Annotated in this window: 24 protein-coding genes; 5 read left to right on the forward strand and 19 right to left on the reverse strand. The window is 64.2% G+C overall.

Going from position 1 to position 23,831, the window contains the following annotated elements; genetic code table 11:
* Nucleotides 1-261: 261 nt before the first annotated feature.
* The 4 genes from ACIBJI_RS32765 to ACIBJI_RS32780 form a co-directional block, all read right to left on the reverse strand.
* A complete protein-coding gene (locus tag ACIBJI_RS32765; RefSeq protein WP_397087164.1) occupies nucleotides 262-1,485 on the reverse strand; it encodes a DNA adenine methylase in 1,224 nt (407 codons plus the stop codon).
* 45 nt (nucleotides 1,486-1,530) lie between these two features.
* Nucleotides 1,531-2,940: a hypothetical protein gene (locus tag ACIBJI_RS32770; protein ID WP_397087166.1), complete on the reverse strand. Its 1,410-nt coding sequence runs from the start codon at nucleotides 2,938-2,940 to the stop codon at nucleotides 1,531-1,533.
* Nucleotides 2,941-2,943: 3 nt separating this feature from the next.
* Complete coding sequence (locus tag ACIBJI_RS32775) at nucleotides 2,944-4,947, reverse strand: ATP-binding protein (RefSeq protein WP_397087168.1); 2,004 nt, start codon at nucleotides 4,945-4,947, stop codon at nucleotides 2,944-2,946.
* A 106-nt stretch (nucleotides 4,948-5,053) separates the two neighbouring features.
* Nucleotides 5,054-5,608, reverse strand: a complete 555-nt coding sequence (locus ACIBJI_RS32780) for a hypothetical protein (protein ID WP_397087170.1) — start codon at nucleotides 5,606-5,608, stop codon at nucleotides 5,054-5,056.
* 94 nt (nucleotides 5,609-5,702) lie between these two features.
* Here ACIBJI_RS32780 and ACIBJI_RS32785 point away from each other — a divergent pair, with 94 nt between their 5' ends.
* A complete protein-coding gene (locus ACIBJI_RS32785; RefSeq protein WP_397087172.1) occupies nucleotides 5,703-6,521 on the forward strand; it encodes an alpha/beta hydrolase in 819 nt (272 codons plus the stop codon).
* On the opposite strand, the gene ACIBJI_RS32790 is transcribed toward ACIBJI_RS32785, so the two are convergent.
* Entirely contained in the window at nucleotides 6,518-7,960 is a 1,443-nt protein-coding gene (locus ACIBJI_RS32790) for an XRE family transcriptional regulator (RefSeq protein WP_397087174.1), read from the reverse strand. The genes ACIBJI_RS32785 and ACIBJI_RS32790 overlap by 4 nt on opposite strands.
* Nucleotides 7,961-8,156: 196 nt before the next feature.
* On the opposite strand from ACIBJI_RS32790, the gene ACIBJI_RS32795 reads away from it, so the two are divergent.
* The 3 genes from ACIBJI_RS32795 to ACIBJI_RS32805 are packed head-to-tail and all read left to right on the forward strand — an operon-like array spanning nucleotide 8,157 to nucleotide 10,641.
* Nucleotides 8,157-8,840: a hypothetical protein gene (locus ACIBJI_RS32795; protein ID WP_396956957.1), complete on the forward strand. Its 684-nt coding sequence runs from the start codon at nucleotides 8,157-8,159 to the stop codon at nucleotides 8,838-8,840.
* The gene (locus ACIBJI_RS32800; RefSeq protein ID WP_364352803.1) at nucleotides 8,837-9,982 is read left to right on the forward strand and encodes a radical SAM protein; all 1,146 of its coding nucleotides are present in this window, start codon (nucleotides 8,837-8,839) and stop codon (nucleotides 9,980-9,982) included. The genes ACIBJI_RS32795 and ACIBJI_RS32800 overlap by 4 nt, the downstream gene beginning before the upstream one ends.
* Nucleotides 9,983-9,987: 5 nt before the next feature.
* Entirely contained in the window at nucleotides 9,988-10,641 is a 654-nt protein-coding gene (locus ACIBJI_RS32805; protein ID WP_397087176.1) for a hypothetical protein, read from the forward strand.
* Here ACIBJI_RS32805 and ACIBJI_RS32810 read toward each other — a convergent pair.
* Together ACIBJI_RS32810 and ACIBJI_RS32815 are read right to left on the reverse strand one after the other, a co-directional pair.
* Nucleotides 10,638-11,501: a carbohydrate kinase family protein gene (locus tag ACIBJI_RS32810; protein ID WP_397087178.1), complete on the reverse strand. Its 864-nt coding sequence runs from the start codon at nucleotides 11,499-11,501 to the stop codon at nucleotides 10,638-10,640. The genes ACIBJI_RS32805 and ACIBJI_RS32810 overlap by 4 nt on opposite strands.
* Before the next feature lie 66 nt (nucleotides 11,502-11,567).
* Nucleotides 11,568-12,083 carry an NUDIX domain-containing protein gene (locus ACIBJI_RS32815; RefSeq protein ID WP_397087180.1) on the reverse strand — a complete coding sequence of 172 codons (516 nt, stop codon included), beginning with the start codon at nucleotides 12,081-12,083 and terminating at the stop codon, nucleotides 11,568-11,570.
* A 156-nt stretch (nucleotides 12,084-12,239) separates the two neighbouring features.
* Here ACIBJI_RS32815 and ACIBJI_RS32820 point away from each other — a divergent pair, with 156 nt between their 5' ends.
* Nucleotides 12,240-12,425: a hypothetical protein gene (locus ACIBJI_RS32820; protein WP_397087182.1), complete on the forward strand. Its 186-nt coding sequence runs from the start codon at nucleotides 12,240-12,242 to the stop codon at nucleotides 12,423-12,425.
* 731 nt (nucleotides 12,426-13,156) lie between these two features.
* Here the strand turns inward: ACIBJI_RS32820 and ACIBJI_RS32825 are convergent.
* The 12 genes from ACIBJI_RS32825 to ACIBJI_RS32880 form a co-directional block, all read right to left on the reverse strand.
* The gene (locus ACIBJI_RS32825; protein ID WP_397087184.1) at nucleotides 13,157-13,780 is read right to left on the reverse strand and encodes a DUF5360 family protein; all 624 of its coding nucleotides are present in this window, start codon (nucleotides 13,778-13,780) and stop codon (nucleotides 13,157-13,159) included.
* A 355-nt stretch (nucleotides 13,781-14,135) separates the two neighbouring features.
* Nucleotides 14,136-14,543 carry an ArsR/SmtB family transcription factor gene (locus ACIBJI_RS32830; RefSeq protein WP_397087186.1) on the reverse strand — a complete coding sequence of 136 codons (408 nt, stop codon included), beginning with the start codon at nucleotides 14,541-14,543 and terminating at the stop codon, nucleotides 14,136-14,138.
* On the reverse strand, nucleotides 14,543-15,199 hold the full coding sequence (locus ACIBJI_RS32835; RefSeq protein WP_397087188.1) for an SRPBCC family protein: 657 nt from the start codon (nucleotides 15,197-15,199) through the stop codon (nucleotides 14,543-14,545). Before ACIBJI_RS32835 ends, ACIBJI_RS32830 begins: the two co-directional genes overlap by 1 nt.
* Before the next feature lie 259 nt (nucleotides 15,200-15,458).
* Nucleotides 15,459-15,782: a hypothetical protein gene (locus ACIBJI_RS32840; protein WP_396956948.1), complete on the reverse strand. Its 324-nt coding sequence runs from the start codon at nucleotides 15,780-15,782 to the stop codon at nucleotides 15,459-15,461.
* 298 nt (nucleotides 15,783-16,080) lie between these two features.
* Nucleotides 16,081-16,209 (reverse strand): hypothetical protein, encoded by a 129-nt coding sequence (locus ACIBJI_RS32845; protein WP_397087190.1) that lies wholly within the window; start codon nucleotides 16,207-16,209, stop codon nucleotides 16,081-16,083.
* On the reverse strand, nucleotides 16,206-17,672 hold the full coding sequence (locus tag ACIBJI_RS32850; protein WP_397087191.1) for a PLP-dependent aminotransferase family protein: 1,467 nt from the start codon (nucleotides 17,670-17,672) through the stop codon (nucleotides 16,206-16,208). Before ACIBJI_RS32850 ends, ACIBJI_RS32845 begins: the two co-directional genes overlap by 4 nt.
* Nucleotides 17,673-17,886: 214 nt before the next feature.
* Nucleotides 17,887-19,287, reverse strand: coding sequence for a salicylate synthase (locus tag ACIBJI_RS32855; protein WP_397087193.1), 1,401 nt, complete (start codon nucleotides 19,285-19,287; stop codon nucleotides 17,887-17,889).
* A gap of 2 nt (nucleotides 19,288-19,289) precedes the next feature.
* Nucleotides 19,290-19,559 (reverse strand): acyl carrier protein, encoded by a 270-nt coding sequence (locus ACIBJI_RS32860; RefSeq protein WP_397087195.1) that lies wholly within the window; start codon nucleotides 19,557-19,559, stop codon nucleotides 19,290-19,292.
* The gene (locus ACIBJI_RS32865; protein ID WP_397087197.1) at nucleotides 19,556-20,551 is read right to left on the reverse strand and encodes a beta-ketoacyl synthase N-terminal-like domain-containing protein; all 996 of its coding nucleotides are present in this window, start codon (nucleotides 20,549-20,551) and stop codon (nucleotides 19,556-19,558) included. Before ACIBJI_RS32865 ends, ACIBJI_RS32860 begins: the two co-directional genes overlap by 4 nt.
* Nucleotides 20,548-21,693 carry a beta-ketoacyl synthase N-terminal-like domain-containing protein gene (locus ACIBJI_RS32870; protein ID WP_397087199.1) on the reverse strand — a complete coding sequence of 382 codons (1,146 nt, stop codon included), beginning with the start codon at nucleotides 21,691-21,693 and terminating at the stop codon, nucleotides 20,548-20,550. The genes ACIBJI_RS32865 and ACIBJI_RS32870 overlap by 4 nt, the downstream gene beginning before the upstream one ends.
* The gene (locus tag ACIBJI_RS32875; protein WP_397087201.1) at nucleotides 21,693-23,204 is read right to left on the reverse strand and encodes an AMP-binding protein; all 1,512 of its coding nucleotides are present in this window, start codon (nucleotides 23,202-23,204) and stop codon (nucleotides 21,693-21,695) included. The genes ACIBJI_RS32870 and ACIBJI_RS32875 overlap by 1 nt, the downstream gene beginning before the upstream one ends.
* Nucleotides 23,201-23,470: an acyl carrier protein gene (locus ACIBJI_RS32880; RefSeq protein WP_396956939.1), complete on the reverse strand. Its 270-nt coding sequence runs from the start codon at nucleotides 23,468-23,470 to the stop codon at nucleotides 23,201-23,203. Before ACIBJI_RS32880 ends, ACIBJI_RS32875 begins: the two co-directional genes overlap by 4 nt.
* Between the last annotated feature and the right edge of the window lie 361 nt (nucleotides 23,471-23,831).

Here is a 23,831-nt window from a genome sequence, read left to right on the forward strand (position 1 = left end):
CCAATGGCGCCCACGCGCAGCTGGTGGGCCCGGTCAGAGGTAAGGGGTAAGGCCTCTCCGGAATTCTCTGCGGTGGTCGCATACAGCAGAGTCAGCACGACAGCGGAGAGTAAGACAGTGAATTGATGTGCTGTAATTGCGCGGATAGCTCGCGCACCAGGATCGCGGGAACCTCACTCCCGCCAGGGTTGGCCAGTTCGAGGGGTGTCCGATTGCGCTGGTCCGCTGAGATTCACCAGGGAAACCAGCGCAGGAAACTCCCTACTTTGGAGGGCTCTCAAGGACCCGCAGTTCGTCGTCGATCGGAACGGTTGCCGGTGGGAGGGTTGTTATCAGCAACTCCTCGGCAGATCGCTTTCCGACTCGGCCCGCCGCCGAGTATCGAGTGCTGACCAGGCGCTTGCTGATCCGCCAGCAGCGCACACCGAGCACTTCGCGGTCTGAGCGCGACGGTGTCATTTGGTCGTGGGCGTACAGCCACTCGCTCTCGGTGAGCAACGGGTGGTCGTCGTAACTGAGCAACCACCGGAACTGTGCCTTCGTCCTCAGGTAGTCGGCAAGGCTGAGGTGCAGTGTGTAATCGCTGGGCCGGGCTGCCCCAAGTCCATCGCCGCCGTAGCCTCCGAGGGGATCAAACGAGGCCCGGTACAGGTGCGATGCCTTCTCGACGTAGGGCGGATCCAGGTAGGCGACCACCCGCGAGGGAAGGAGTTGCGGGTAATACTCGGGAACGTCGTCCAAAGTCTGGCGCCAGTCCTTGCACCACACGTCGACAAGGCGGCCCGTGTTGTAGAGGTGGCCGATATATCGGAGTCGGTCTGCGAGTGCATCAGAATTCCAACGGCAGCTGATGGGGTACGCGCTGGTCTGAGCTCGCCCCCCTATGGGCCCTGCTTTGCCGTGCAGGATGCCCGAGAAGGTGGTCCGATTGAGGAACAAGCACTGCGTCGCGGTGGCCAGCCGACGGTTGCGTGGACTCATTCTCGACCGGGGTGTCCAGGCACGCCAGTAGTCCCATCGTTCAACGGCTTTCTGGCCACCGACCCGGACATATCGCTTCCACTCGTCATGCATTCGATCGACCAGACGCTCGGTGTCATCGGCTGCGGTCTGCCAGAAGGCGGTGACCAGAGGGTCGGCATCGGCGAGAAGGATGCGCTCGACGGTGCCGTCTCCGATCATGCGCAGTGATGCTGACGCGCCTCCCGCGAACGGCTCTACGAGGAGGTTGATTTCGGGCACTTCCCGCGATTGCTTCGCCGATGTAATCACTCGCCCGATGACCGGCGCGAGCGAGGACTTGGCCCCGGGGTAGCGCAAGGGCGATTGGTAGCGGCCGCGGGCGAGGTCGTGTGCGACTGGCTCCAACTCTGCAACCAGCGGACGCGCCTTAGCGTTGATCGCTTCGCCGGAGCCGAAAAGATGTGCGCCCTGGGCGAGTTCGCGAGCGACGAGGTTGGTGGGCGGCAAGATCAACGACGGCATAGTGGTATCTTGCCGGACAGTTGAACGTTCGGGCATCCCGTCCGCCTACCTGGTGAAGTATGTCGGTGGTTTTACCGCCTGGAAGTCGAATTTCAGTCCTGGAATGTTCTGCTGCGCCATCATGGTCAGCACGGATCGTCCGACACCCAACGGCAGCGCGGCAGCCGAGTGCGCGAGGGCGACGGGAATGACCGCGTGCTGATACATCCGCGTTCTGAGCGAGTCCAGAACCTCGCAGATCAGGCGCAGTGTCGGGTACGCCTTCCATCCCTCGACCTCGGCGCCTCCATCGTAGGGTGCAAATCCTGCTGCTGGTAGGACCGTGATCACCAACGGATCGCCAGCACGAGTGCGATAGATAAAGCGCCGACCGTAGAACTCGTCCTTGCCGTATTGATTTGCCTCCGCCCTTCCCAGGACGCGGTTGATGTAGCTGGTCGGGAGCCGCATGACATGACCGACCGGGATCAAATCCTTGATCAGCTCAGCATGTTCGACGAAGGCCCCCTGCTTCTCGATACCGACCATGAGCGGAGCCGCCAGCCCCTGTTGCACGCACCAACCACTCAGATCGCTGAGATGTTCCTGGAACCGTCGCTTGAGCGGGGCCAAGGGCCCATGGAGTGCTAGCGGACCATCGGTGATGAAGATCGTATGCCGCAGCACATCGGGCGCGGTATCAGCAAAGAAGTTCAAGTAGCACAACGACATCAGGCGCTCGGCTGCTGTCATGACGCGCCCGAGCGGCTCGAAGTTCGATCCCTCGACCTTGTACTCCTCATGCGTGCGGAGCACATCCGCGAGAAACAAAGGCAGCTTGCACGACGGGCAGGACCCGCCGGTGCGGGTCACGGTGAGGGTCGACGCGCTCGCAGCCTTGAGCCCACAACTAGGGCAGACCCGCAGTTCAATCTGACGGGCAGGCGCATCACGGGTGCCATGCAGAGCCAAAAGTCCATCAGCGAGCGTCATTTCGGTGCTCGAGTCGAACCGCGCACTGCCAAGGAACGCATCAAGCTCGGCGCGCCAGGTTTCGACACCGCTCAGGCCCGGGCGCGCGAGCTGGGAGCCTGGGAGGGCAACATCGAACGCATACTCGCTGTGGGCTTGCCGGACGTCCCGCGGGTCGATGTATCGGGCACGGGCAAGTTCTCGGAATACATCCAGTCGAACCATTGATCCCGCGACCCGGAGGTAGCCAACCTTAACGGTGGGGTGCTCGCGGGTGGCCTCAACCTCGGTATCCGAACCATCGACCGTGATCGAGTAGTCCACATCGTCAGAGTTTCCGACCATGGGGAGTTCTTCGATCGGAGCACACAGCGCGGCGATGTCATCATCGCTGGTGGGGCGAGCGCTCGTAATGGCCCACCGTTCAAGGGCATCCTTGACGGCCTTGTTGCGGGCTGTACCGACGTGCCCCAGACGGGAGGCTTTCTCTCCTGGATAGGGCATCGACTACTCGCTTTCGGCCTGAGCATCCACGGCTGCGAGGCCAGCAGCTTTGCGAGCGCCGTTGACCATACTGTGGTCGAACTTGGTGATCTGCGCAGGCACGATGTACTTGCCGGAGTAGGTCTTCATCCGGACGAAGCCGACATCCTCGGCTCGAATGATGCTGGGTGTCCAGACCTTGAAGTCGTAGTAGTGCGCCAACTCCCGCGTCTCATGGTCGGAGTTCAGATGGGCGATCAGCCAATTCGAAGTGTTCGACAGAATTCGCTTGTCGACGGAGGTAACCTCCTGGGTCGCGTAGATCAGTCCCATCCTGTACTTGGCAGCCTCCTTGGACAGCCGCACCCAAGGGTCGTCGGCCACGTCTCGCCCGCCGCGTTCGAACAGGTTGTGGGCTTCTTCGACGATGATTTGCATGTTGACCGGTTCGTGGTCGGCCCGGAATCGCTCCCCTGCCCGGTTCAGGAGGTGACTGACAATCCGCTCCGACATGACCTTGGCCACTTGGTCGTTGCCGCTGGAGAGATCAACGATGGCGAGCCGACCGGCAAGCATGTCCTGCCACAGATGTTCACTGACATCTCCAGCGGATTGAGCACCATGGAATGCGCGGATGGACCGGATTGCGGCCGTCACACCCGTGTACTTGTAGACGCCATACAAAGCACTGAAGTGGCACTTCTCGGTTTCGTGCCACTTGGGGAAGTCGTCGGGGTGTTCGCCCACCCATTCCGCCAGAGCCCGCGCCCCGGATGGGGATTTCACGCGATAGCTTCCAGCTCGACCGGCCTGTTCAGCAGCGCCGGGATTCGCGGCAATGAAGGCGTTCATCGGTGGCGCCGGTGCGGCAACTGTGAGGATCTGCGGTAGCGAGTCGCCATGGAAGCCACATTTGGCCAGCAAGCCGTAGAACGCGACCATTGCCCAGCCCCATCGACTTTGCGCGCTGCGGTCATTGTTCTCGGGTTCGGAAAGAACCGCAGATCGGAAGTTCTTGCCGTAGTTCGTATTTACTGGCGCGGTGGCCTCGCTCACCAGGCTCCAGGCGGCTTCCAACACCTCACGGTCGTAGAAGTTGATCCGAAGTGACTTCTCACGGCTGTCTGACTGGCTCGGCTCCACCTTGTATATCCGGACCGTGCTGTCGTCGTCCCCGAGCAGGCGAAGCCCCGTACCGTCTTGCCTGTTGACGTTGGCGTATTCACCCTGAGGATCGAAGATCAGCTGACCAATTGCCCGGTCGTGCTCCGAGCCATACCGATGGACTGCGGTGACCAAAGTCTTGATCGTGTTGGACTTTCCAGTCCTGGTCATGCCGAAGACCGCAGTTTTACGGCCGATGAAGTCCGAAACGTCGATGCGGACCTCGGCCTGGTCGGTGCCAGCGATCAGCGCCTTCCGGCGAGTCGCAGCGAATCGAACTTTTCCGATAGGCAAGGAATCACGTGCCTCGGTCGGCTCCGGGTACGAACCCAGCCAGGACAGAATCTCCGTCGAAGGCAGGAAAACCTGATAGCGAGCAGATACCACAACGTTGTCAATATCGGCCCCGTACTCGATCCGCGCTTCTCGATCGTCGGTCTCGGTATAGAACGTGCCGAGCACCTCGCAATCGAAGGCGGACTGCTGCAGCTCGTTCCGGGTGAGCACGTCGGTGACATCGTCGAATCCGACGCCTGATGCGCCAGCATCACGAACAACCGCCAACCGAGTTTGGATCAGCTCCGACTCGTTGGGCAGCGGTGCCGTCCCGCGCACTCGGAGCAGAATGATCTCTTGATCCTCAAGAATGAACCCGGAGTCGGTGTTTTCGCCCGCAACCGCGAGTAGGAATCCGCCCCGGGGCACGCCGCCCGCCTCACGCTTTTTGAAGTCGTCAGTGAGGACGACCGCAGAATCGTAGTCGAGCCTGAAGATGCCCCCGACCGGTAGACACCCCCTGTTGATCAGCGCGGTGAGCGGCTTCTTGAGCTCTACGTTGCGCCGAACTTCGTCCCCAATGCCCATCCCGTGGCACTCCAATCGTCAGCCGCGCGCCCGCGCAGCACCTTCATCATGGCTTCACTCCGAGCTGCTCGAACGTTACACCCGGCCACCGACACAACTTGGGATATCAACCGGCCCAACGGTATTCGCATGAACCTGAACAAGCGATCAATAGCTGGCCAGGAAGCGTGCGAATTCGCTTCTGAGAGTGGGTAAATCGACCTGACGCCCCGACAGAAAGTCCAAGAGCTCCTGGAGTCCCAGCAGCTGGGTGACCATCGCGCGCGTTGAAGAAGGTGACCTCACGGATGGTGAACTCGTCCTGGAAGTCCAGCAACGCGTAGCCGACCATCTGAAACAGCATAAGAGCATCCAGAACGGTATCCCGCTGCCAGTGCGAGGGTCGCTGTTCGTAGCGCGTCGAGAGTGTTCGGAAAAGGCTTTCGTGCACGAGGTGCCGCCAATCGCGGCGGGTGGGTGCCCAGCCGATTCGTTCGAGCCCTGATCCCAGATCGGTGGCCATATGCCAAGGGTCCTTCGCGTTGCAACGCAGTACGCAGTCGCCGATGGGCGTTCCGGCGTGGACGATGTGCAGTGTGACGCCGTTGATCTGCCTGCGCTGCCAGACGTCCAGATCTGCATTCATCGTCAGATTGCCGGGGTAGTGGTCGACGTCCGGCATCGCACTAATGAGCCACGCAGTGCGGCCGCGGAAGCGGTTCTCGCATTGTGATCATCGTCTGGCAGCGGTGTGCCTGCTCTGGTTGACTGGCTCCGTGGTTCCGACGAGCACCATCACCCGCGTCCGCTCCCTCGACGGTCTGTACCTGGCAGCCACCCTCGTCACTCCCGATCAACCCACGACGCGCGCCGTTGTGCTGGTGCATGGTGGTGGCGTCACCCGCGAGGAGGGCGGCTTCTTCACCCGACTGGCGGCCGGCCTCGCCAATGCTGGCATCGCCTCGCTGCGGTTCGACCTTCGCGGCCACGGCGACAGCGAAGGCCGCCAAGAGGAGCTGACCCTCTCTACCATCCTCAACGACATCCGCGTCAGCCTCGCCGCTGTGCAGGACGCCACAGGTGCCAGTGACCTGGCGCTGCTCGGTGCCAGCTTCGGGGGTGGCATTTGTGGCTACTACGCTGCCAAACGCCCAGAGGATCTGTCTCGGTTGGTGCTGCTGAATCCGCAGTTCGACTACAAGAAGCGCACCATCGACACTCGCGACTACTGGACGAACGATGTCATCAGCGACGAGAAGGCCGAAGAACTCGACGAAACCGGAGCTATCCAGTTCACGCCGACACTGCGGCATGGTCGGCCGCTGCTCAACGAGGTGTTCTGGCTGAAGCCAAACAAAGTCCTCGGCGAGATCAAAGCACCGACCCTGATCGTCCACGGCAACGCAGACACCTTGGTCCCGATCGACGGTTCCCGCTCCGCCGTCGCCCAATTCACCGCACCCGTTGAGCTGATCGAAATCGAGGGATCACAGCACGGATTCGCCGTCCATGACGATCCGCAGTACCTCAACCCGAAAAGCCAGGAGTTCCAGGCCGAAGTGATCCGCATCGCGGCGGACTGGCTCACGGCCTAGCGCGACGGCATCAAGGCTTCACGGAGCTGTCGCACATTCGGCCGGTGATTCCATGGGTCGAGCGTCCGCACTACATCCACAACGACATTCATCGTGCGCTCCGAACGGGTCTCGCGTGCCACCGCGACCGATTTGGTTGCCACCGTGGCGGCCTCGTCTGGTTCGCCACTGAGTGCGAGCGCTTTTGCCTGTCGAGCACTGAAGAAACCAGCATCGCGCCGGGACAGTCCCCCATCGGCGAGCACCTGACCGAACAGTTCAATGGCCCGCTGCGGCTTGCCCGCCTCGGTGTAGCAGCAGGCTGAGCGAACCAGAAGCGTGCTCTCGTTGAAGTAGCTCACCAACCCTTGGTCGTCGGCACCGTTAGCCTCGGTGAGGAGGTGCTGAGCCTGACCAAGGCTTTGCTCCACGGCAGTGGCTGGTTCGCCAATCATGGCGAGCCCCAAGGCTTCCTGCTGCACAACTTCCGCCTGTACCCGGATCGGAAGCTGCCACGGCCCCTCTTTAGCGGCTTGCGCCAATCCGAGCAGCGTCCCCGCGTCGCGCGAGTCATAGGCCATCTGGGATTTCTTGAGCAGGACGTATCCCTGCATGGGTAGGCTGCCCGCGGCCTGCGCCCACTCCATCGCGCGGTCATACAGGAAGGTCGCCGTTACCGGGTCATGGAGATCGCGGTACAGCCAGCCTGCGAATTCCGCGCCATCTGATCCAACCGCCAGCAGTTGCCGACGCACGTCTGACTGAACATCCTTGCTGTGCCGTTGGATTGCGCCGAGCACGGCGAGCGTTAGTGGCAACGCTTCGGCTGGACCGAGGGAACCGTCATCGGCTTTGCAACGCGCAAGCTGAGCACGGAAGAACTCCAGGACCGAGCCATCGAAGTAGCGGTGGGCGTCCTCCAATGCCCGGCTCACTCGCTCCAGATCGTCACTGTGGCTAATCGGCGGGATGCCGGTGCCATCGCCAGCTAACCAATGGGCAAGCGCCAGCGCGTTATTACCTGTCGTGCTTGTAGGTTCGACGGCTACAGCTGCCGAGCGCAGGTCGTCGGGCAGCTTGAACCACAGCAACTCGGGCGGAATTCGGAGAATCTGTGCCCACCGCGTCAGTTTGGACAGTTGCTCTGGCGCTGAACCCTTTTCGATTCGACTGATCTGCACCTGTGTCATACCGAGCCAACTGCCCATCAGTTCCTGCGGCAGCTGTTGTCCGTGATACGGGTGGTTGCGGTACGCGAAGAAGACCCGGCCCATGTGCCAGGTGGCGAGAGCATCGCGCATTTGGTCGGTCTGCCAAAAGTCCGGCGGAAGCGTCGGCGGGCGGTGCCGCTGTCCCCGTGCCATGACTTCGCAAGCACCACAAACAGATTCGGCGTTGTAGCGGCTCAAGCGGTTGCCACAGCGCGCGCAATAGCGCTGGTAGTGCGGCGTTTCGGTCATGTGAACCGCTCCGGATCGTCCACGACGGTTGCCTTATCCCCCGTTTGCCCTGGTCAGAGAAAGCTACCACTGGCTTCCGTGATCGGTATGCGTTCCATGTATATCGCGTATTCGCCGTGGTCGTGGTGGTTTTTTGGCCGAAATCCGACGCTTGGGGACCAGACACATTCAGGCCCTCAAACGAAAGGAGTAGGCCGTGGCCCTGTCCCTTGTTGTACCCATCTTCGGTCCACCGGCCGCAGGCAAAACCGCTCTCACACTGCGCCTCGGATCGGCACCAGGGCGGCGTATCTTCCGACTGCGCGAGCACGTCCCCACAGACGTACTGGCCGCCACCGCGACCAGCAGCGAACGACTGGGCTGGATCGACGAGTTCACTGTCGGGGAAGCGCTGCGCTCGTACTTCGATGCCGCGCACGCCGATCCAGACGCGCATACCGTGCTGCTGGACAACTTCCCCGGTTCTGCGAGCCAGGTCGACCAACTGCTCACCACCCTTTGGGCGTTGACGCCACCCGGTCATATCGAGGCGATCGAAATCGTAACCGACGCAAGGACGCTCAAGCAGCGGGCGAAGAACCGAAAGGTGTGCCACCAGTGCGAGCGTGATCCCATCCGCGATCCCCGACTTTCAGCCATACCCAGCCGGGATGACCCCTGGCAGTGCGCCCACTGCGGTGGCTTGTTGCATCCACGGCGCGGCGACTCGCCCCGGCTGTTCAAGGCCAGGTTGCAGCGCTACCACCAGACGGCTGCCGGTATACGAGCAGGCTTCACCGACTCCGGTATTGCCCTCACTCAGCTCGACACCACCAACACCATCGACGGGGCGGCGAACCTGCTTGCCCCGCTCCTTATTTCACGGAGTTCCACACGATGAATACTGTTCCATTGCCCATGCCCAGCCTCAAACCGAGCAGTGATGGGTACGGCCACGCCCGCATGCCGCGCGGTGCCACCGTTCCTCAGCCGGACCGGATCGACCGCGTGGCCTACGGCCGCTTCCGCAACGTATACCTCTACATCACCGAGGCGTGCCAACTTCGCTGCGAGCACTGCTACATGGGCGAACGGCTAGACCGGGCGTTGAAGATGCCGCTGCCCAAGATCGTGGACACGCTCACCACGTGGCGTCGGCTGGGCGGGAGCAAATTGACCATCCTCGGTGGCGAGCCCACGCTCCACCCCCACTACTGCGAGGTGATCCGACTGAGCAAACAGCTCGGCTACGAGCACGTCATCACCACGACGAACGCTCAGAAACCGGCACTTCGGCGCTTCCGGCAGCTCGGGCCGGAGGACTTCGCCTACGTACAGGTGAGTCTCGACGGCGGCAGCCGCGAGACCCACGATGCCGTGCGTGGTGCGGGCACGTTCGATGAAGCCATGGAAACCACGCGGGAGCTGGCCGAACGCGGGTTCGACACTCGCATCATCTGCACGGTCAACAAGGCCAACGAACGAGATGTGTTCCAACTCCTCGACATTGCGGATGTCCTGGGGGTGAGCCTGGTGAAGTTTCACGTCTTCTCGACCATCGGCACCGGGCACGGCAATGCGGAGATGGCCATGACACCGCCGGAATGGGTGAGTTTCTGCGACACGCTCAATGATGTTGCGCCCCAGTACAAGACAAGGGTGTGGTACCAGCCGACGTATGCCCGGCGCGATCAGATGGAGCGCTACGCCGCCGAGGGCTATCAGGGGTGCATCGGCCGAACACTGGACCGGATTTCGATCTTCCCGGACGGCCGCTGCTACGTCTGCTCCTACCTGTTCGACACCGAGCTGCACTTCGCCCAGATGGTCGACGGGCAAGTGCAGCTCAACCACAGTGCCAACGAGTTCGAGCTGTTCACCAGTGTCCTCGCCGAAAGCTCATGCGGCGGATGCAAAGCCGGTGCCTGCATGGGCGGGTGTCCGGCCGAAGAGGTGGTGATGGGCCAGTCCTCGTGCACGGCCTACGAGGACATTGTGCCCGTCTGCCGCCTGTGGAAATCCAGCGCCAAGCCCGAGGAGTGAACCCAATGGACGATATGGATCGGATCGCCGAAAATCTGCGCTGGATCGACTGGGGCGACATCGACGATGTCGAGCTGAACTGTCGTGAGGCATTGAACGAACTTGCGGCCGAACCGCGAATTGTGCGTGCACGGCTGGAGGAACTACCCAACCGGCCCGAGCTGCTCGACCTGTGCGAGCACTACGACATCCTGGACAAAATCGTGCTGGCCAGCGGGGACGATCCGGGAGTACGGGTACGGCTGCATGTATTCCTGCCGGGCTACTTCGACCGCCCGCACAATCACCGCTGGTCCTACGCCAGCAAGATTCTGCGCGGGCACTACCGGCACTACTTGTTCGGCAACGCCGAGCTGGACGAACAGGTGGAGCCGAACAAGCTGCCAGTGCTGCACGTTCGAGAGGAGCCGGTGGGCACCAGCTACGCGCTGCACCACTCGATGGTGCATGCAGTAGTCGCGGAGCCGTTCACGGTGTCGCTCGTGATACGCGGGCCAGCCGTCAAGGACCGGTTCTTGGTTATGGATCGGCAGACGAACGAGGCGTGGTGGCAGCTCGGGGCCAAGGATGAGTCCGAAGCGGAGGCCAAGAAGAAACAGATGAGCCGTACGCGATTCGCGGAAGTAACTGGCTGGATGGATGAGTGGGGGTTGTTCTAGCTGGCGGCGAACTGTTGGCGACTGGCGATTAATGCCCGCAGTTCGGCCAAGGTCGGCAGTGGGGCACCCTGGTGTCGTGAACACCGGAGTGCCCCACTGGCCGATCCGAGCAACATACTTTGCCCCATGGAGCAGCCAGCCCAGAGGCCATAAAGCAGGCCACCCGTGAAGGCAGCACCCGCGCAGTGCGTATGTCGAACCTCCACCGGAAACGCTGGCACCGAGACCAGTTCCGACCGACTGAGCCCGACGGCACCATGGGCACCAGCGGTCACGATCACCCAGGCTGCACGAGTCTGGTCCAAGATGGATCGGGCCAGAGCTGGCGCATCGGCGTGGGCAGTGTCATCGACATTCGTTTGCACCAGCAGGCTGGAGTACCCGCGTACAGCAGCTGCCACCTCAGGCGCGAGCACGGAGCCACCGAGATTGAGCAACAAGAGCACCTCGGCGGCACAGGCAACCTCGATCACGCGCAGTGCAGCTGATTCGATCAGCTCGTAGCAATCCAGGTAAACGAATGCCGCATCCGCCAGCGGCGACAGGTCGGCACGCTCCAAACTGGCGACAACGCCCGGCAAATGGGCGAACCAGGTGCGGGTGTGCTGGTCGTCGCCACTCACGACGATTCGTGGTGTGACGACATCCGGCCCGATCGCGAAGGCATGCTGGACCTCGCGTTGTTCCAGCCAGCGGGCAACCCCTCGGCCGTGCTCATCGTCGCCAATGTCGTTGGCAATCAGCAGGGTCGGTGCTCCCAGAGATGCGAGCACCGCCGCTGTCGTTGGCCCGTCAGCCGCCACCGACCATTCGATGGTGCGGATTTCCGCTCCGTGGTTGGCGAGGGGGAATACGGGCACGGTCCATAATTCCGCCTGCGCCAGGTAGCTGACGCACATCACCGGGCCAGACGGAGGCACAGTGACCTACCAGCCGTAGGCCGAGAAGGAGTCGCCAGCCGCGATGCACTCCATCGCTGTGCGGCAGTAGGGGATCATGTGATCGGGCAGTGCATCTGCCGCGAAAGATTCGAGCGCACTGCACTTTTCAGGTTCCAGGTTGGTTGGCTCCCCCTGCCATGTGTACACGGTGAAGAAGAACGCTATGCGCCCGCCTGAGGACGAGTTGTGCATGATGTGGCTGAAGTGCACATCCTCCGGCGCGATGGCCACGCCGATTTCTTCCCTGGCTTCGCGGATCAGGGCGTCGACCACCGATTCGTCGGCTTCGAGATGACCGCTCGGCAGGTGCCAGGCTCCGTCCTCGAAGCCGGTGTTCTTGCGCTGGCCGAACAGCACTTCAGTCCCTCGGCGCAGCAGCAGGTGAACGTCACCAGTCACCTTGTGCCGCTGCGGCTTTGCTTCTCGGGCGAGTGCGGTCGTTGTGTCAGTCATCGCTTGGTTGTCTCCTCTCGTAGTGGTTGAACTGGTTGTTTGATGCATTGAGCCCCTGAACGCACCGAGCCTAGATCTCCCGTCATCGGTGCGATATACACCGAACGTATACCGACCAACGGGTCACGATATGGATCGGTCCCGCATGCGGATTCACCCTCGTTACCAGGCAATTCGGCTGTAAGCGGAACGGGAGTGGTGGACATGCGTAGGCCGCGACACATCCGGATCGAATCCGGTGCGCTAAGGTTGGACTATCAGGGGTCGGCCGAACAGGCCCAGAATGTCCCCGATGAGCTGGCCCACGGATCGCCGGAGGTCGTTGTCATGGTCGATGACAACCTGACCGAAGACCTTCCAACATTGCCGTGCTCGCAGTTGTGGGGGTGAAATTCGCTGTGACCGAACGGATTCCCCATCCTCACGGTATCAGACGTCACGTCACGAGCATTTGGGCCGAAACCACGCACCTGCGATCGAGGTCACGCTGTTGACTTCATCGCTGGTGGTGATCCTCTGGCCAAGTTCGCTGTTCTTCACAGCAGTAGCGTGTTTCCGAATTGGCAAGCGCTGGAAGTCAGTCCATACGCCGGACGGACGTGGTGGTGAGTTCATCAGCAGTCACCGTGACGACGAGGATCATTACTGTCGTGACGAAATTGAAAACTTTTCGGATCGGCGTTGTCCCGAAACGGCGTTTTCGGTGGAAGTAGTAAGTAGACCCCTTGCGCCAGCTAAGGGGACTCGAACCCCTGACCTCCACTCTGGAGTTCGAGTTGTCTTATGATCACCGCTGGGGCCGTTTATAGTTGGTAATCGGCTTCGATCACCGGTCGCCCACCCGAAACCGCAGGTCGTTTCCGTTCCCATGTCGACACGCCCCGTCGCCAACGCGTCGCGGCGATCGTGCGCGGCGCACGCCTGCTCGCACAGGCAAGAAAGCAAATTCGGATCCAGACATCGCCGCACATCGAGTCAGGACGAGTTCGGTCGTATCCACCTCGATTTCGAAGCCGTGCGGGTTGCTCGCCATCCGATGCCGCCGCAGAACCTTGGCACGTATTTCGGTGCCGGATCGGGTCGGGATAGCGGAGTCGGGCAGGGGCGATTCTTTCATGGTGTCAGTCCGCCGATTCGATGAGAGCAAGTATGCGGAACAGTTTGGCCAGTGCGACGATCGGGAATGCGAACAGCCATAGGTTGGGTATCCACCACATGAGGCTGTACTCGCCGCGGATCAGGTAGAAATTGAGTGCCATCAATCCGGCCGCGGAAGTCAGCGGCAGCGCGACGATGATCATCGGTAGGGCGACCGGCCGCCGTGGCCCGAGTGCCAGGCCGACCAGGCCCAGTCCGATTGCGGCTAGGTCGAGCCCGATAAACGACCAATTCCATTGCTGGAGGAACTCATCGGAGCCGACGCTGATGAGCCCTAAGACGGTGGCACCCCAGTAGGCGAGGAAACCGAGATCGGTCACCAGCATGGTCCGTTTGATCGGACGCAGGGTCCGACCGGAATGCGTTCTGGTCATCGGGATCTCCGAAACGTGCGGTGGTGGCTCGCGGCCCGCGGGCAGATGGGCAATTCGGCCGCGACAGACGGCGGGACGTTGAGCATGCTGTTTTCTACCGGCCGCAGCCAGCGCGACGCGCGGATCAGCAGCGATCCGGCGCATCTTGGCGGTCATCGACAGGGTCGAAGTGACGACGGGCCGACCGTCCGCACCCAGCAGCGGCGTCACCACGCATGCACCGACCGTCGTGCCGGACCGCCACGCCAGCACCCCCACCCTGCCGGTGCGCAGCCAGTCCCTTTTTTATAACCACGGTTACGACGGTGATATAAATAGGCCCAGCAAATAATCCACTTATGAGTAATGGCCTGGTCAACTGAATGTTCCCGCTCATTTCTCCTCTTTCTTTGCCTCGGCAATCTCAATAGGTTGCGTTGCCGGTGTCTGCGGGTGGCGCCGAAGCGCTGGGAACTCGGTGCGTTGCGGTGACGGTGATGGCTTCGTCATCGGGTTCCGGTCGGCACCACGTCCAACGGAGGTCACGAGCTGACGGGCGGGTCTCCAGGGCTCAGAAACCCTGGATGCGTCAGGCGTGTCGTGCGTCCGGGTCTGCTGCTTCCTCGACGGAATGGCCAGAATTCGCCGCGCGTCGTGGTCGTTTACCGCGGGCGATCTCCGTAGCGAGTGCGTCGAGTGGTTGGGCGAACTGCTCGATGGGGTCGGCCAATCTGGTCAGCCACAAGCAGGCCGCGTCCAGACCGCTGCGGTCGAGCAGGTAGAGCCGTCGAGTGCCCTCGGCGCGGACGCTCACCAGCCCGGCATCGCGTAGCACTTTGAGGTGCTGGGAGACGCCGGGCTGGGAGATCGCCGCGCGCTGTTGCACTGCGGCGACGATCGTGCCGGCCGACTGCTCGTCGGCGGCCACCAGTTCGAGGATGTAGCGGCGAACGGGATCGCCCAGTGCCTCGAAGATCCTCGCCACAGTGGCGCTCATCAGGATTCGGGACTTTCCTCGGGCGCAACCGTGTAGAAGCCCACCGTCTGCTCGGCGGCCCTGTGCGCGGACGCCGAGTCATCACCGTCGGCGATCGCCGCGTCCGCCCAGCTGACGGCCGAGGCCCGGATGAACTCGACTCCCTCGGGTGTGGCCGGAAACGTCATCGCTACAGCCTGGTCGACTTCCTCTCTGGTCGAGATGTGCAGACCCAACCCCATCAGGGCAAGATCCCAGCCGACACCGATGGCACCTGGTCCGAACTGCGTCCACAGCCCGGGATCCACATGCGCTTCGTGCACCAGCTCGAGGAGGGTGCCGCCATCGGTGGTAGTGAGGCTGACATCCAGCCACGAGACTTGCGGCCCCATCTCCCAGGTGACGGCGAACCGCTGCGGTGGCTCACATTGCTCGACCATACCGCTTGCGTTGCCCTCGATCTGGTAGTGACCGCCGACGCTCAGATCCCCGCTCACCGGCAAGAACCAGCGCGGTATCCGCTCGACATTGGTCAGCGCATCCCACAGATCGGCTTGGTCGGTGGGGTAGGCACGCCGGGCGACGGCGATCTTCGTCGGCGCGCCGTCGCGGGAGCTGGTGCGGATTTCGCGGGCCACGAGCCCGGCGATCGCGGCAGGGTCGGTCAGTAGCGGCATGACAGTCTCCTATATAAATTTGTACTTATATTCGTGGATGCTTACGTTAGCGGATATATCGCGGAACTCAACCCTCGGCCTCCCCTTCTACCTCCGGACCGCCAGCTTGCTTGGTGCTCGTTCCGGGTCGACGACCGGCCACGAGCGTCGCGGAGGAGGATTCGACGGGACTGTGTAACCGACCGAAGTCCCTACACCGGGACAACCGCCAGGCGGTGCTCGCTGCCCGGATCGGTCAGGAAGAGCGTGACAGTCTTCTCTATAAGTGTTTGCTTATATTAGCGGATATGCCGCGGAACTCAACCAGCGCGGCCAGCGATGGAGAGAACCCACGTTCCAGCAGCAGCGGGACCAGATTGAATACGCGGGCGAACGCGGTGAACGCGCCCAGGCTCAGCGCGACCACCAGCGCCAGGAATGCGGGGCTACACGAGATGGCGTCGTGGTTGGCGTAGGCGCGGTTCGGGGGCGTCGGTGCCTGTGGCCATGGGCCGCGCAACCCGATCCAATGGGCCGGGATCGTGACGACCGCCAAAATGGTGACAAGCAGGAGATAGATTGCGCGCCAATCGGTGTGCTGCACAAGAGCGGCGGTCAGTGGCGCGATACGGTGCTCGCTAGTCCGGCGGCAAGGGGCAGGATCATCAGCGCTTTGACATGGCTGGTGCCGTACCAGCGGGTCAGGGCCGCGAAGGCTGGCGGGTAAGTACCACGCCCGCGACAAGCCAACCGCCATAGAACACCACGAGATTCGGCGCGGTGGCGACGGCGGTCAACGCGGGACAGCGAGCACGGACCCCGCCGTCATGATCTTGCGGGGACCGATGCGGTCGATGACGCGACCGATCAGGACCGGGGACCGCGGCGGCGATGGAGCGGACCTAGCCGAACCAGTCCGCGCTGAACCGCAGCGCAAGTTCGGCGTCGAATCGTCGGCACGAGCAGATGTTCAGATAGGCCCGACCCAGCTTCTCGCTGAAATGCCCTACGAGGCTGGAGGTCTCGGTCAACTGCACCGCCGCTGGGCGTGGCAGTCCCGGCTTCGCTGCGCGGTCGCCCGGTTCCGCTCCAGCGCGGTGTGCAGCAGGTCGAGCGCGTGGTCGACGTCGGTCGCGGCGATGGCCCCGTATCCGACGATAAGGCCGTCGGGACCGTCGCCCATGCGATACCGGGAGATCGGGAAGATGCCGACGCCGTCCGTCCGCGCGTGAGCCGCGACGGAAGCCGCGTCGACACCGGGTTGGGTCCACGCCGACACGTGCAGGCCCACCGCCGACGGAATGACCGTCAGCAAGTCAGCGAAGCGCGTGGTCAACAGTTCGACTATCCGGTCGTGGCGGGCCTGGTACTCCCGGCGCATCCGCCGGATGTGTTTGGCCAGCATCCCTTCCTCGATGAAGCCGAGAAGCGCGGCCTGCGCGGGCTGCGGCGAATGCCAGTCGGTGACGTACTTCGCGGCGCGCAATGCCGCGAAGAGCGGCGCGGGGGCGGCGACGAAACCGATCCGCAGCACCGGAAGCATGACCTTGGAGAACGTTCCCACGTAGATGACCCGGCCTGCGGGGTCGATGCTGTGCAGCGGCTCGAGCGGACGGCCACCGTATCGGAACTCGGTGTCGTAGTCGTCCTCGATCACCACCACGTCGCGGCTACTCGCCCACTCCAGCAGCGCCCGCCTGCGCTGGGCCGACATCGGCATGCCGAGCGGAAACTGATGCGACGGGGTGACGTATAATATCCGCGTGTGATCGGGCAGCAGGTCGACCCGCATGCCCTCCGCGTCCACGTCGACCCCCACGACGTCGGCTCCGAGACTGCGAAACAGCTCCCGCACAAGCGGATAGCACGGATTCTCGATCGCCACGCAGTCGCCCGGCCGCAGCAGCACCCGCCCCACCAGGTCCAGCGCCTGCTGGATGCCCTGCGTGATGATGATGTTGTCCGCGGTCACCTGCACGGCACGCGAGACCCCGATGTGCCGGGCGATGGCCGCCCGCAGCGCGGGCAGCCCCGCCGGATCGATGGGCATTCCGGTGCCGATCGATGATGCCCGGAACGCCTGCGAGGTCAACCGCCGCCACGCCTCATACGGAAACAACCGCACGTCCGGGATGCCGGGCCGTAGGTCGTACGGCGGCGCGTCGGTGAAGAAGCCGGGCGTGGGCACCTTGATATCCATCCACGACGGCGACGGGTGGACCACCGCGACCGATGTGGGCACGGCCGGGCGACGCCGCTGCCGCGCGACCATAGCGCGCACGAAAATGCCTGCGCCGACCCGGCTTTCGGCCAAACCGTCGGCGACCAGTCGGTCGTAGGCGCCGGTCACGGTATTGCGCGACACCGCCAGCCTGCGCGCCAGTTCCCGGGAAGGCGGCAACGGCTGGCCCGGCGCCAGCCGCCCGTCCAGCACGGCGTCCTTGATCTGCCGGTATATCTGCCCGCCGAGGTCCCCGCGGCCGGTGAGGCTCACATGCAAGTCCACAGTCGGCCTCAGCCCTGGGCCGACGACGGAGGATGGGCAGGGCCGGTAGCCCGCCAAGCCTGCCCGGCGTCACGCGGGGCAACCGAAAGCGCCGCGATCACAGGTGAATCCAGCCGAGCATGCCTGAGAGTAATCAGGCATGCACGGGCGACGCAACTTCTCCGCTATACCGACAACGCCGGATGCGAAACTCGACGATTCCCTAACGCCGCGGGTGGCGCGAGCCACCCGTCACCATCGGTGATCGCGGAGTAGACCCAGGTCCACGAGAGACCACGGGCACCAGATACGGAGCGACGCTGCCCAACTTCTCACAGGTTTCCTCGAATTCCCGGTCCGGCCGCGACTGGGACACGATACCGGCGCCCGCTCGCAGCCACGCCGCGTCCTCGTCCTGGTACACCGCCCGCAACACCAGAGTCGCCTCCAGTGCGCCGATTTCCGAAAGTGTCACCACCGCACCGGAATACAGTCCGCGGGCAGCGTCGTGACGGAACACGGCGTCGACACCCGCCCGCTTCGGGATTCCGGACGCTGTGACCGCCGGGAACAACGCGTCCAGCGCATCCCACCGGGTCCGGTGCCGAGCGAGCCTGCCACGCACCGTGGAGGCCAGATGCTGGACGCTGCCGCGCTCGCGGACCGTCATGAAGTCTGTCACCGCCGCGGAACCCGGTTCGGTGATGGAGGCGACCTCAGTGAACGACGTTCGCACCGACACTGCGTGTTCCACGATCTCCTTCGGGTCCGACTCCAGCTCATTGCGGGCGGCCAGGTCTGCCGCGACGCCCTGCCCCAGCGCCCGGGTACCCGCCAGCGGTTCGGTGGTGACGACACCCTCGTCGTCGACCGACACCACCAACTCCGGGCTGAATCCAGCCGCGGCCAGCCCACCGAGCCGCAGCAGGAAAGACCGGGCGGGTGTGTTGTGTGCCCGGCCCAGGCGGTAACTGGCAGGCAGGTCGACCCGGAAGGGCAGCTCGACCCGGCGAGATAGGATCACCTTCTGGTAGTCGCCCGCGGCGATCTCCGCGACAGCGGTCGCGACCCGTGCACGGTAGCCGCAGACGTCGGTGCGCACGTCGACCGAGTGCGGTGTCGGCAGCGGCTCGGCCGGTGAGCGCAGCAGTTGCTCGATCACCTCGACATCGGCGGCGGTCGCGCCGTCGACGGTGACCTCCGATTCGGTGACCGTCACCTCGATTCGCGGAATGATCATATGTGCCAAGCTGGTTCGCTCGCTGAGGTGTCGTTGCGCGCCGAACGCATTGGCGCAGAACTCGAAGGCGATCCAGCCGTAGGCGGTGCCGGAGGCTCCTGCGCCGCAGGCCACCCGCAGCGAGTCGAACCCTCGCTCCAGCGCGTCCACGGGTCTGCCGGTCCAGCGTTCGCGAGTGGACGCTCCGGCTGCGCTCACCCGCAGCTCGTCGGTGTCCAGCTCGACCCGGCCGAGCGGGTCGGCGGCGAACACCCATCGACCGGGCCGCTCATAGACGACGTGGTCACCGAAGCGGCCGGAGCCGGCCAGCCGCGACACCGCGGTCACGGGATCGACCGCGCTTGTTATTCGGACGGATTCCGGGGTGGTCACTTGGTTCTCCATCTTCAGGAATTCGGGTCCGCACCGAGCATGCGGTCGACGAGTTCGCGGACATTCGCCAGTGATGTCAGCGAAGCGAGCTCGGTCTCCGGAATCGCTATGCGGTAGCGCTCCTCGATGCGTGTCGCGAGCTCGAGTTCGAGCAGCGAATCGACGTTCCATTCGTCGACGAAGTTTGTGTGGTCACCGATTTCGGCGGCGGGCACTTCCAACACGCGCGCCACCAATTGCCGCAGGTCCTCCGGGTCCACCCGCTCGGGGATGCTTCTTGTCATCGTTGCTCCAGGTCGAACTCGCGGTTTCCGACGCTGCGTCCGACCGGAACGGATGCCGCCGCATGCGGCGCGCGCAGGTGTAGGGTCATGACCTCGCCGCCGTGCTGATCGCCACAGGTGGCGTACACCGGGTTCCGGTCGCCGCCGTCGAACTGCGCCACCGCCACCACGCACTGGAGCACTCCGAGCGCCCCCGAGCACTCCCCCAGCCGTCGGGTCAGATCCAGGACCCGAATCGGCGAACCGAATTCCGGCGACACATCCGCCGGTGTCAGCCACAATCGCGGCGGGCGGGCCGCCGTGCGGATGGCGGCGACCACCTGATCGACACCGTCGCTGTGGTAACCACCGCCGACCAACGCCCGGACGATTGCCTGCCGATTCGCCGCGTGCGCTTCCGATTCGAGGACCACCGCTGCGGCTCCGTCGAGGACCCGTCGACCCGGTCCGAACAAGCTGCGCACCGGTCCGGTGTCCGGTTCGACCCCGACGACGACCGCAGCGTCGGCCCGACCCGCACCGATGAGCGTTGCGGCCCACAATAGTGCGTCCAACCCGCTGGCGCGCCCGCTGCACAGGGTGATATTCGGTCCGCGCAGCCCGTGCCGGATCGCGATCCACCCGGCGATGGCATTGGACGACACATGCGGCAGACCCAGCGGACTGAGTGCGGCAGTTGACTGCTCGGCGATCCGGTCGGTGAACTCGCAGACGCTGTCGAGGTTGCCGAAGTTGGAGCTGACCACGGTGGCTGTCGTCGTGTCCGCGCGGTCGGTCGAGTCGATGGCCAGGCTCGCGTCGGCGAGCGCCTGCTCAACCGCGCGCAGCGCCAGTCGCGAGGCACGGTCCTTGTGTCGCATGTGCCGTCCCGTGAGGTCGGGTGCCGGTCCGGCTCCCGGCTCGACCGGATCGGTCGACAGCAGATCGGCAGCGGTCTGCAAGCCCGTGACGGCGAGGCCGACTCCGGTGACCACGACCGCCCGGCTCGTCATCGCGTCCCCTTCCCGATCACGGCGACCGCATTGATGCCACCGAAGCCGAACGAGTCGATCTGCGCGACGGCCGGGTCCGCCCGCACGACGTCGCGAGCCAAATGCAGCCCAGCCGCCTCGGCGATCGGATCGGTGAGACCCAGAATCGGTGGCACCAGCCCGCGCCGCATGGCGATGGCCGCGACGATCAGACTCAGCAGCCCGGACCCGCCGAGCGTGTGCCCGGTCATCGACTTGATCGCGGTCATCACCGGTGGCGCGGCGGGCCCGCCGAACACGTCGGTCAGCACGGACGCTTCGACGGCATCGTTGAGTTGCGTTCCGCTGCCGTGCAACATCACCAGGTCTACATCGGCGGCGTCGATGCGGGCCCGTTTATGGGCGTCGGCGATGACCTCGCGGATGCTGTCCCGGTCCGGCGCCGTGGCATGGCGGGCGTCGCAGTTCATGCCGATACCGAGCAGGCGTGCGTGTGGTGCGGTGTCGGTCCCCGCCCGGCGCACGACGACTGCCACCGCGCCTTCGCCCATGATCATGCCCGCGCGCGCGGCGTCGAACGGACGCAGCGCCTGCGGCGTCCTGGTCTGAACGCGGTCGATGGTGCCGAACGCGCTCTCGGTGATCGAGTCGGTGCCCGCGACCACCACGGTCTCGGCGAGGCCCAGTTCGATCATGTCGGTCGCCATTCCCAGCGCATACAGCGACGCCGCACAGGCACAGGCAACGGTGTGCACACGTCCGACCTGGGGAAGGTCCCGCAAGGCGGCAGAGAAGTCGAGTCGATCGGGATCGAGCACATCCCCGGTCTTTCCGCCGGTTTTGCGCCACCAGAGTTCGGCGGACCGCTGTTCCCGCAGGGTGGTTCCGACCACCACCGGATACCGCTCGGCAGCCGCCGCGAGGTCCGCGTCGGCCAGCGCCGCCTCGATCACGGCGCGCAGCCACTCGGTAGCGCGGAACGGCCGGTCGCCTTCTGCCGTGCGGTCGTCGACCTCGTACGCGTGGCACGTCCGGTATTTCGCCGCGTCGAACGCACGCAGCTTCGAGATCCCGCTCCGCCGTGCGCACAGCGACTCGAAGATCGCGTCGGGCGTCTCCCCGACGGACGCGACAGCCGCCATCCCGGTGACATCCCAGGCCATCAGTTCGCTCCGATCGCCCGGAGCCGGTTTCGCGCGAGCTTGCCGGTCCATGTCGTCGGCAGGGCATCGACCAGCTCGATGCGGCCGGGACGCTTGAACGACGCGAGTTCGGCACGCAGACATGCGATGACAGCGCGACGGACGGTACCGGGCTCCCGGTCACTGTCCGCGACGACAAAAAGCAGCGCCTCCTGCAGCCCATGGCCGTCCGACACCCCGACCACGGCGCAATCGCGGACGCCTGCGAGAGCGCGGACGACACTCTCGATCTCGGCAGGCGCCACCTTGTAGCCGCCGAGATTCAGAAAGTCGTCGGCTCGACCGACATACTGGATCGGACCGCCGCGGGCACGCCGGACAATATCGCCGGTGTACGCGCCGCCGTCGGCGAAGGTTTCCCGCGTCGCCTCCGCCCGGTCGAGATACCCGGCCGCGATGGATGGGCCCGCGATGTGCAGGCGGCCTTGCACCTCGTCACCTTCGAGAATCTCGCCGTCCTGGTCGCGCACCGTGACCCGCACCCCGGGAACGGGCACACCGATGGTGCCGGGACCCGGTTCGGTGGGTGTCGTTGCCAGCATGATGTACAGCGCTTCGGTCGTCCCGAGACTGTTCACCAGCGGAACCCCGAGTCGCCGCATGACCCGTTCGCTCAGGTCCGCAGGCAACGCTTCGCCCGCCGAGACCGCCAGGCGCAGCCTACTGTCGGGGTCCTCGAACGATTCGGCCAGCGCGGCGTAGAGGCGCGGCACCGAGAACAGCACGGTCGGACGGTGGCGGCGCAGCGCGCTCGCGACGACCTGGGCGTCCACGCCGCCGTTGAGCAGCACGGTCGTCGCACCCGCGCGCAGCGGCAATAACAGGGAATTGCCGAACCCGTACGCGAATGAGAGTTTGGCCGTCGACAGCACGGTGTCGCTGGGAGCCAGCGCGGCTATCCGCCCGAACCCGGAGGGCACCCACTGCAGCGCGCTCGCCCGATGCGCGACCCCCTTCGGCACGCCGGTGCTGCCGGAGGTGTACTGCACCAGGGCTTCCTGATCGGGCAGCCACTGCTGCTGCGGCGGCAGCGCGGCCCGCTCGCCGGAGCGCCGTTGCCGCAATACCGACTCGCGGATCTGGTCCCCGTCGAGCTGCCCGATATCCGGCAGCACCGCGGCAAGTCTGTTGCGACGCGTCCCGGGGACGTCGACGTATCCGAACTTCACCCCGGCGTCGGCCGCGATGAACCCGATCTCCTTGTCCGACAGCGCCGGATTCACCGGGACCGCTGCGCAGCCGTGCCACCACAGCCCGAGCACCGCCACCACCGTGGCAACCGAGTCGTCCGCCAACACCATGGCCCGGCTGCCCGGCACGACTCCATTGTCGGAAAGCAGATTCGCGAATGCGCCCGCAGCCCGGAACAGCTCGGTGTAACCGACCTCGCCGATATCGGAATCGATATAGGCGGGCGCGTCTTTTCCGGGCGAATCGAGGTGACTTCCGACGAAGAATTCGACGAGGTTCACCGGTGCACCCCACCCGAGCCCTCGACGACCGCCAACGCGTCGCCAAGTGAATCCAGGCGCGCGATCGAACCGTCCGAAAGCGTAACCGAGAATTCGCGTTCTATACGGGCGAGTATTTCGGCCTTTTCCAGCGAGGAAGCGCCCAGATCCTCGTAGAAATGCGCCCGCACGTCCACACCATCGATGTTCATCTCGAGCACTTCGGCCGTAATAGCGCGAAGCCTGTCACAATTACTGCCGCCGTACCACTGTTCGGATCCGACCATATTCATATCCTGACAATTATGATTTCTATCATGGACGAGGCACTCGGAATACGGTCGTGCACCGGATCGGACGGTGTTGTTTCCCGGCGCGGTGGACAAGAATTCGCCCACCCGGTCCGCGATTTCTTTCCTCGTACGGATGCACCATATATTTCCGAACTTGCAAGGAAAAGTGCCAATATCGACGAACCGCAGTGGTCCAGTCGCGTGCCGAATGAACGCGAGGGCCCCGGTTGGAGGTGACCTCGGCCGCGATCAACGCCCAGCAGTCGCGGCCGAGGTCACAGCCGTGAGCGGACACGCGCCACAGATCATCCTGGCCGACCTGTCGCGACTCGCGGAGGTGGACTGGCTGGCCGAC

The organism is Nocardia sp. NPDC050408 (genome assembly GCF_044458905.1).
Classification (GTDB): Bacteria; Actinomycetota; Actinomycetes; order Mycobacteriales; family Mycobacteriaceae; genus Nocardia.

Excerpts from the sequence above, each read along its gene's own strand:
- ACIBJI_RS32870 (WP_397087199.1), bottom strand. The coding sequence starts at position 21,693 with ATGGCCTGGGATGTCACCGGGATGGCGGCTGTCGCGTCCGTCGGGGAG.
- ACIBJI_RS32815 (WP_397087180.1), bottom strand. The coding sequence starts at position 12,083 with ATGCATCAAACAACCAGTTCAACCACTACGAGAGGAGACAACCAAGCG.
- ACIBJI_RS32865 (WP_397087197.1), bottom strand. The coding sequence starts at position 20,551 with ATGACGAGCCGGGCGGTCGTGGTCACCGGAGTCGGCCTCGCCGTCACG.
- ACIBJI_RS32820 (WP_397087182.1), top strand. The coding sequence starts at position 12,240 with ATGCGTAGGCCGCGACACATCCGGATCGAATCCGGTGCGCTAAGGTTG.
- ACIBJI_RS32860 (WP_397087195.1), bottom strand. The coding sequence starts at position 19,559 with ATGACAAGAAGCATCCCCGAGCGGGTGGACCCGGAGGACCTGCGGCAA.
- ACIBJI_RS32880 (WP_396956939.1), bottom strand. The coding sequence starts at position 23,470 with ATGGTCGGATCCGAACAGTGGTACGGCGGCAGTAATTGTGACAGGCTT.
- ACIBJI_RS32835 (WP_397087188.1), bottom strand. The coding sequence starts at position 15,199 with ATGCCGCTACTGACCGACCCTGCCGCGATCGCCGGGCTCGTGGCCCGC.
- ACIBJI_RS32805 (WP_397087176.1), top strand. The coding sequence starts at position 9,988 with ATGGACGATATGGATCGGATCGCCGAAAATCTGCGCTGGATCGACTGG.
- ACIBJI_RS32775 (WP_397087168.1), bottom strand. The coding sequence starts at position 4,947 with ATGGGCATTGGGGACGAAGTTCGGCGCAACGTAGAGCTCAAGAAGCCG.
- ACIBJI_RS32800 (WP_364352803.1), top strand. The coding sequence starts at position 8,837 with ATGAATACTGTTCCATTGCCCATGCCCAGCCTCAAACCGAGCAGTGAT.
- ACIBJI_RS32770 (WP_397087166.1), bottom strand. The coding sequence starts at position 2,940 with ATGCCCTATCCAGGAGAGAAAGCCTCCCGTCTGGGGCACGTCGGTACA.
- ACIBJI_RS32780 (WP_397087170.1), bottom strand. The coding sequence starts at position 5,608 with ATGCCGGACGTCGACCACTACCCCGGCAATCTGACGATGAATGCAGAT.
- ACIBJI_RS32790 (WP_397087174.1), bottom strand. The coding sequence starts at position 7,960 with ATGACCGAAACGCCGCACTACCAGCGCTATTGCGCGCGCTGTGGCAAC.
- ACIBJI_RS32830 (WP_397087186.1), bottom strand. The coding sequence starts at position 14,543 with ATGAGCGCCACTGTGGCGAGGATCTTCGAGGCACTGGGCGATCCCGTT.
- ACIBJI_RS32765 (WP_397087164.1), bottom strand. The coding sequence starts at position 1,485 with ATGCCGTCGTTGATCTTGCCGCCCACCAACCTCGTCGCTCGCGAACTC.
- ACIBJI_RS32855 (WP_397087193.1), bottom strand. The coding sequence starts at position 19,287 with ATGGAGAACCAAGTGACCACCCCGGAATCCGTCCGAATAACAAGCGCG.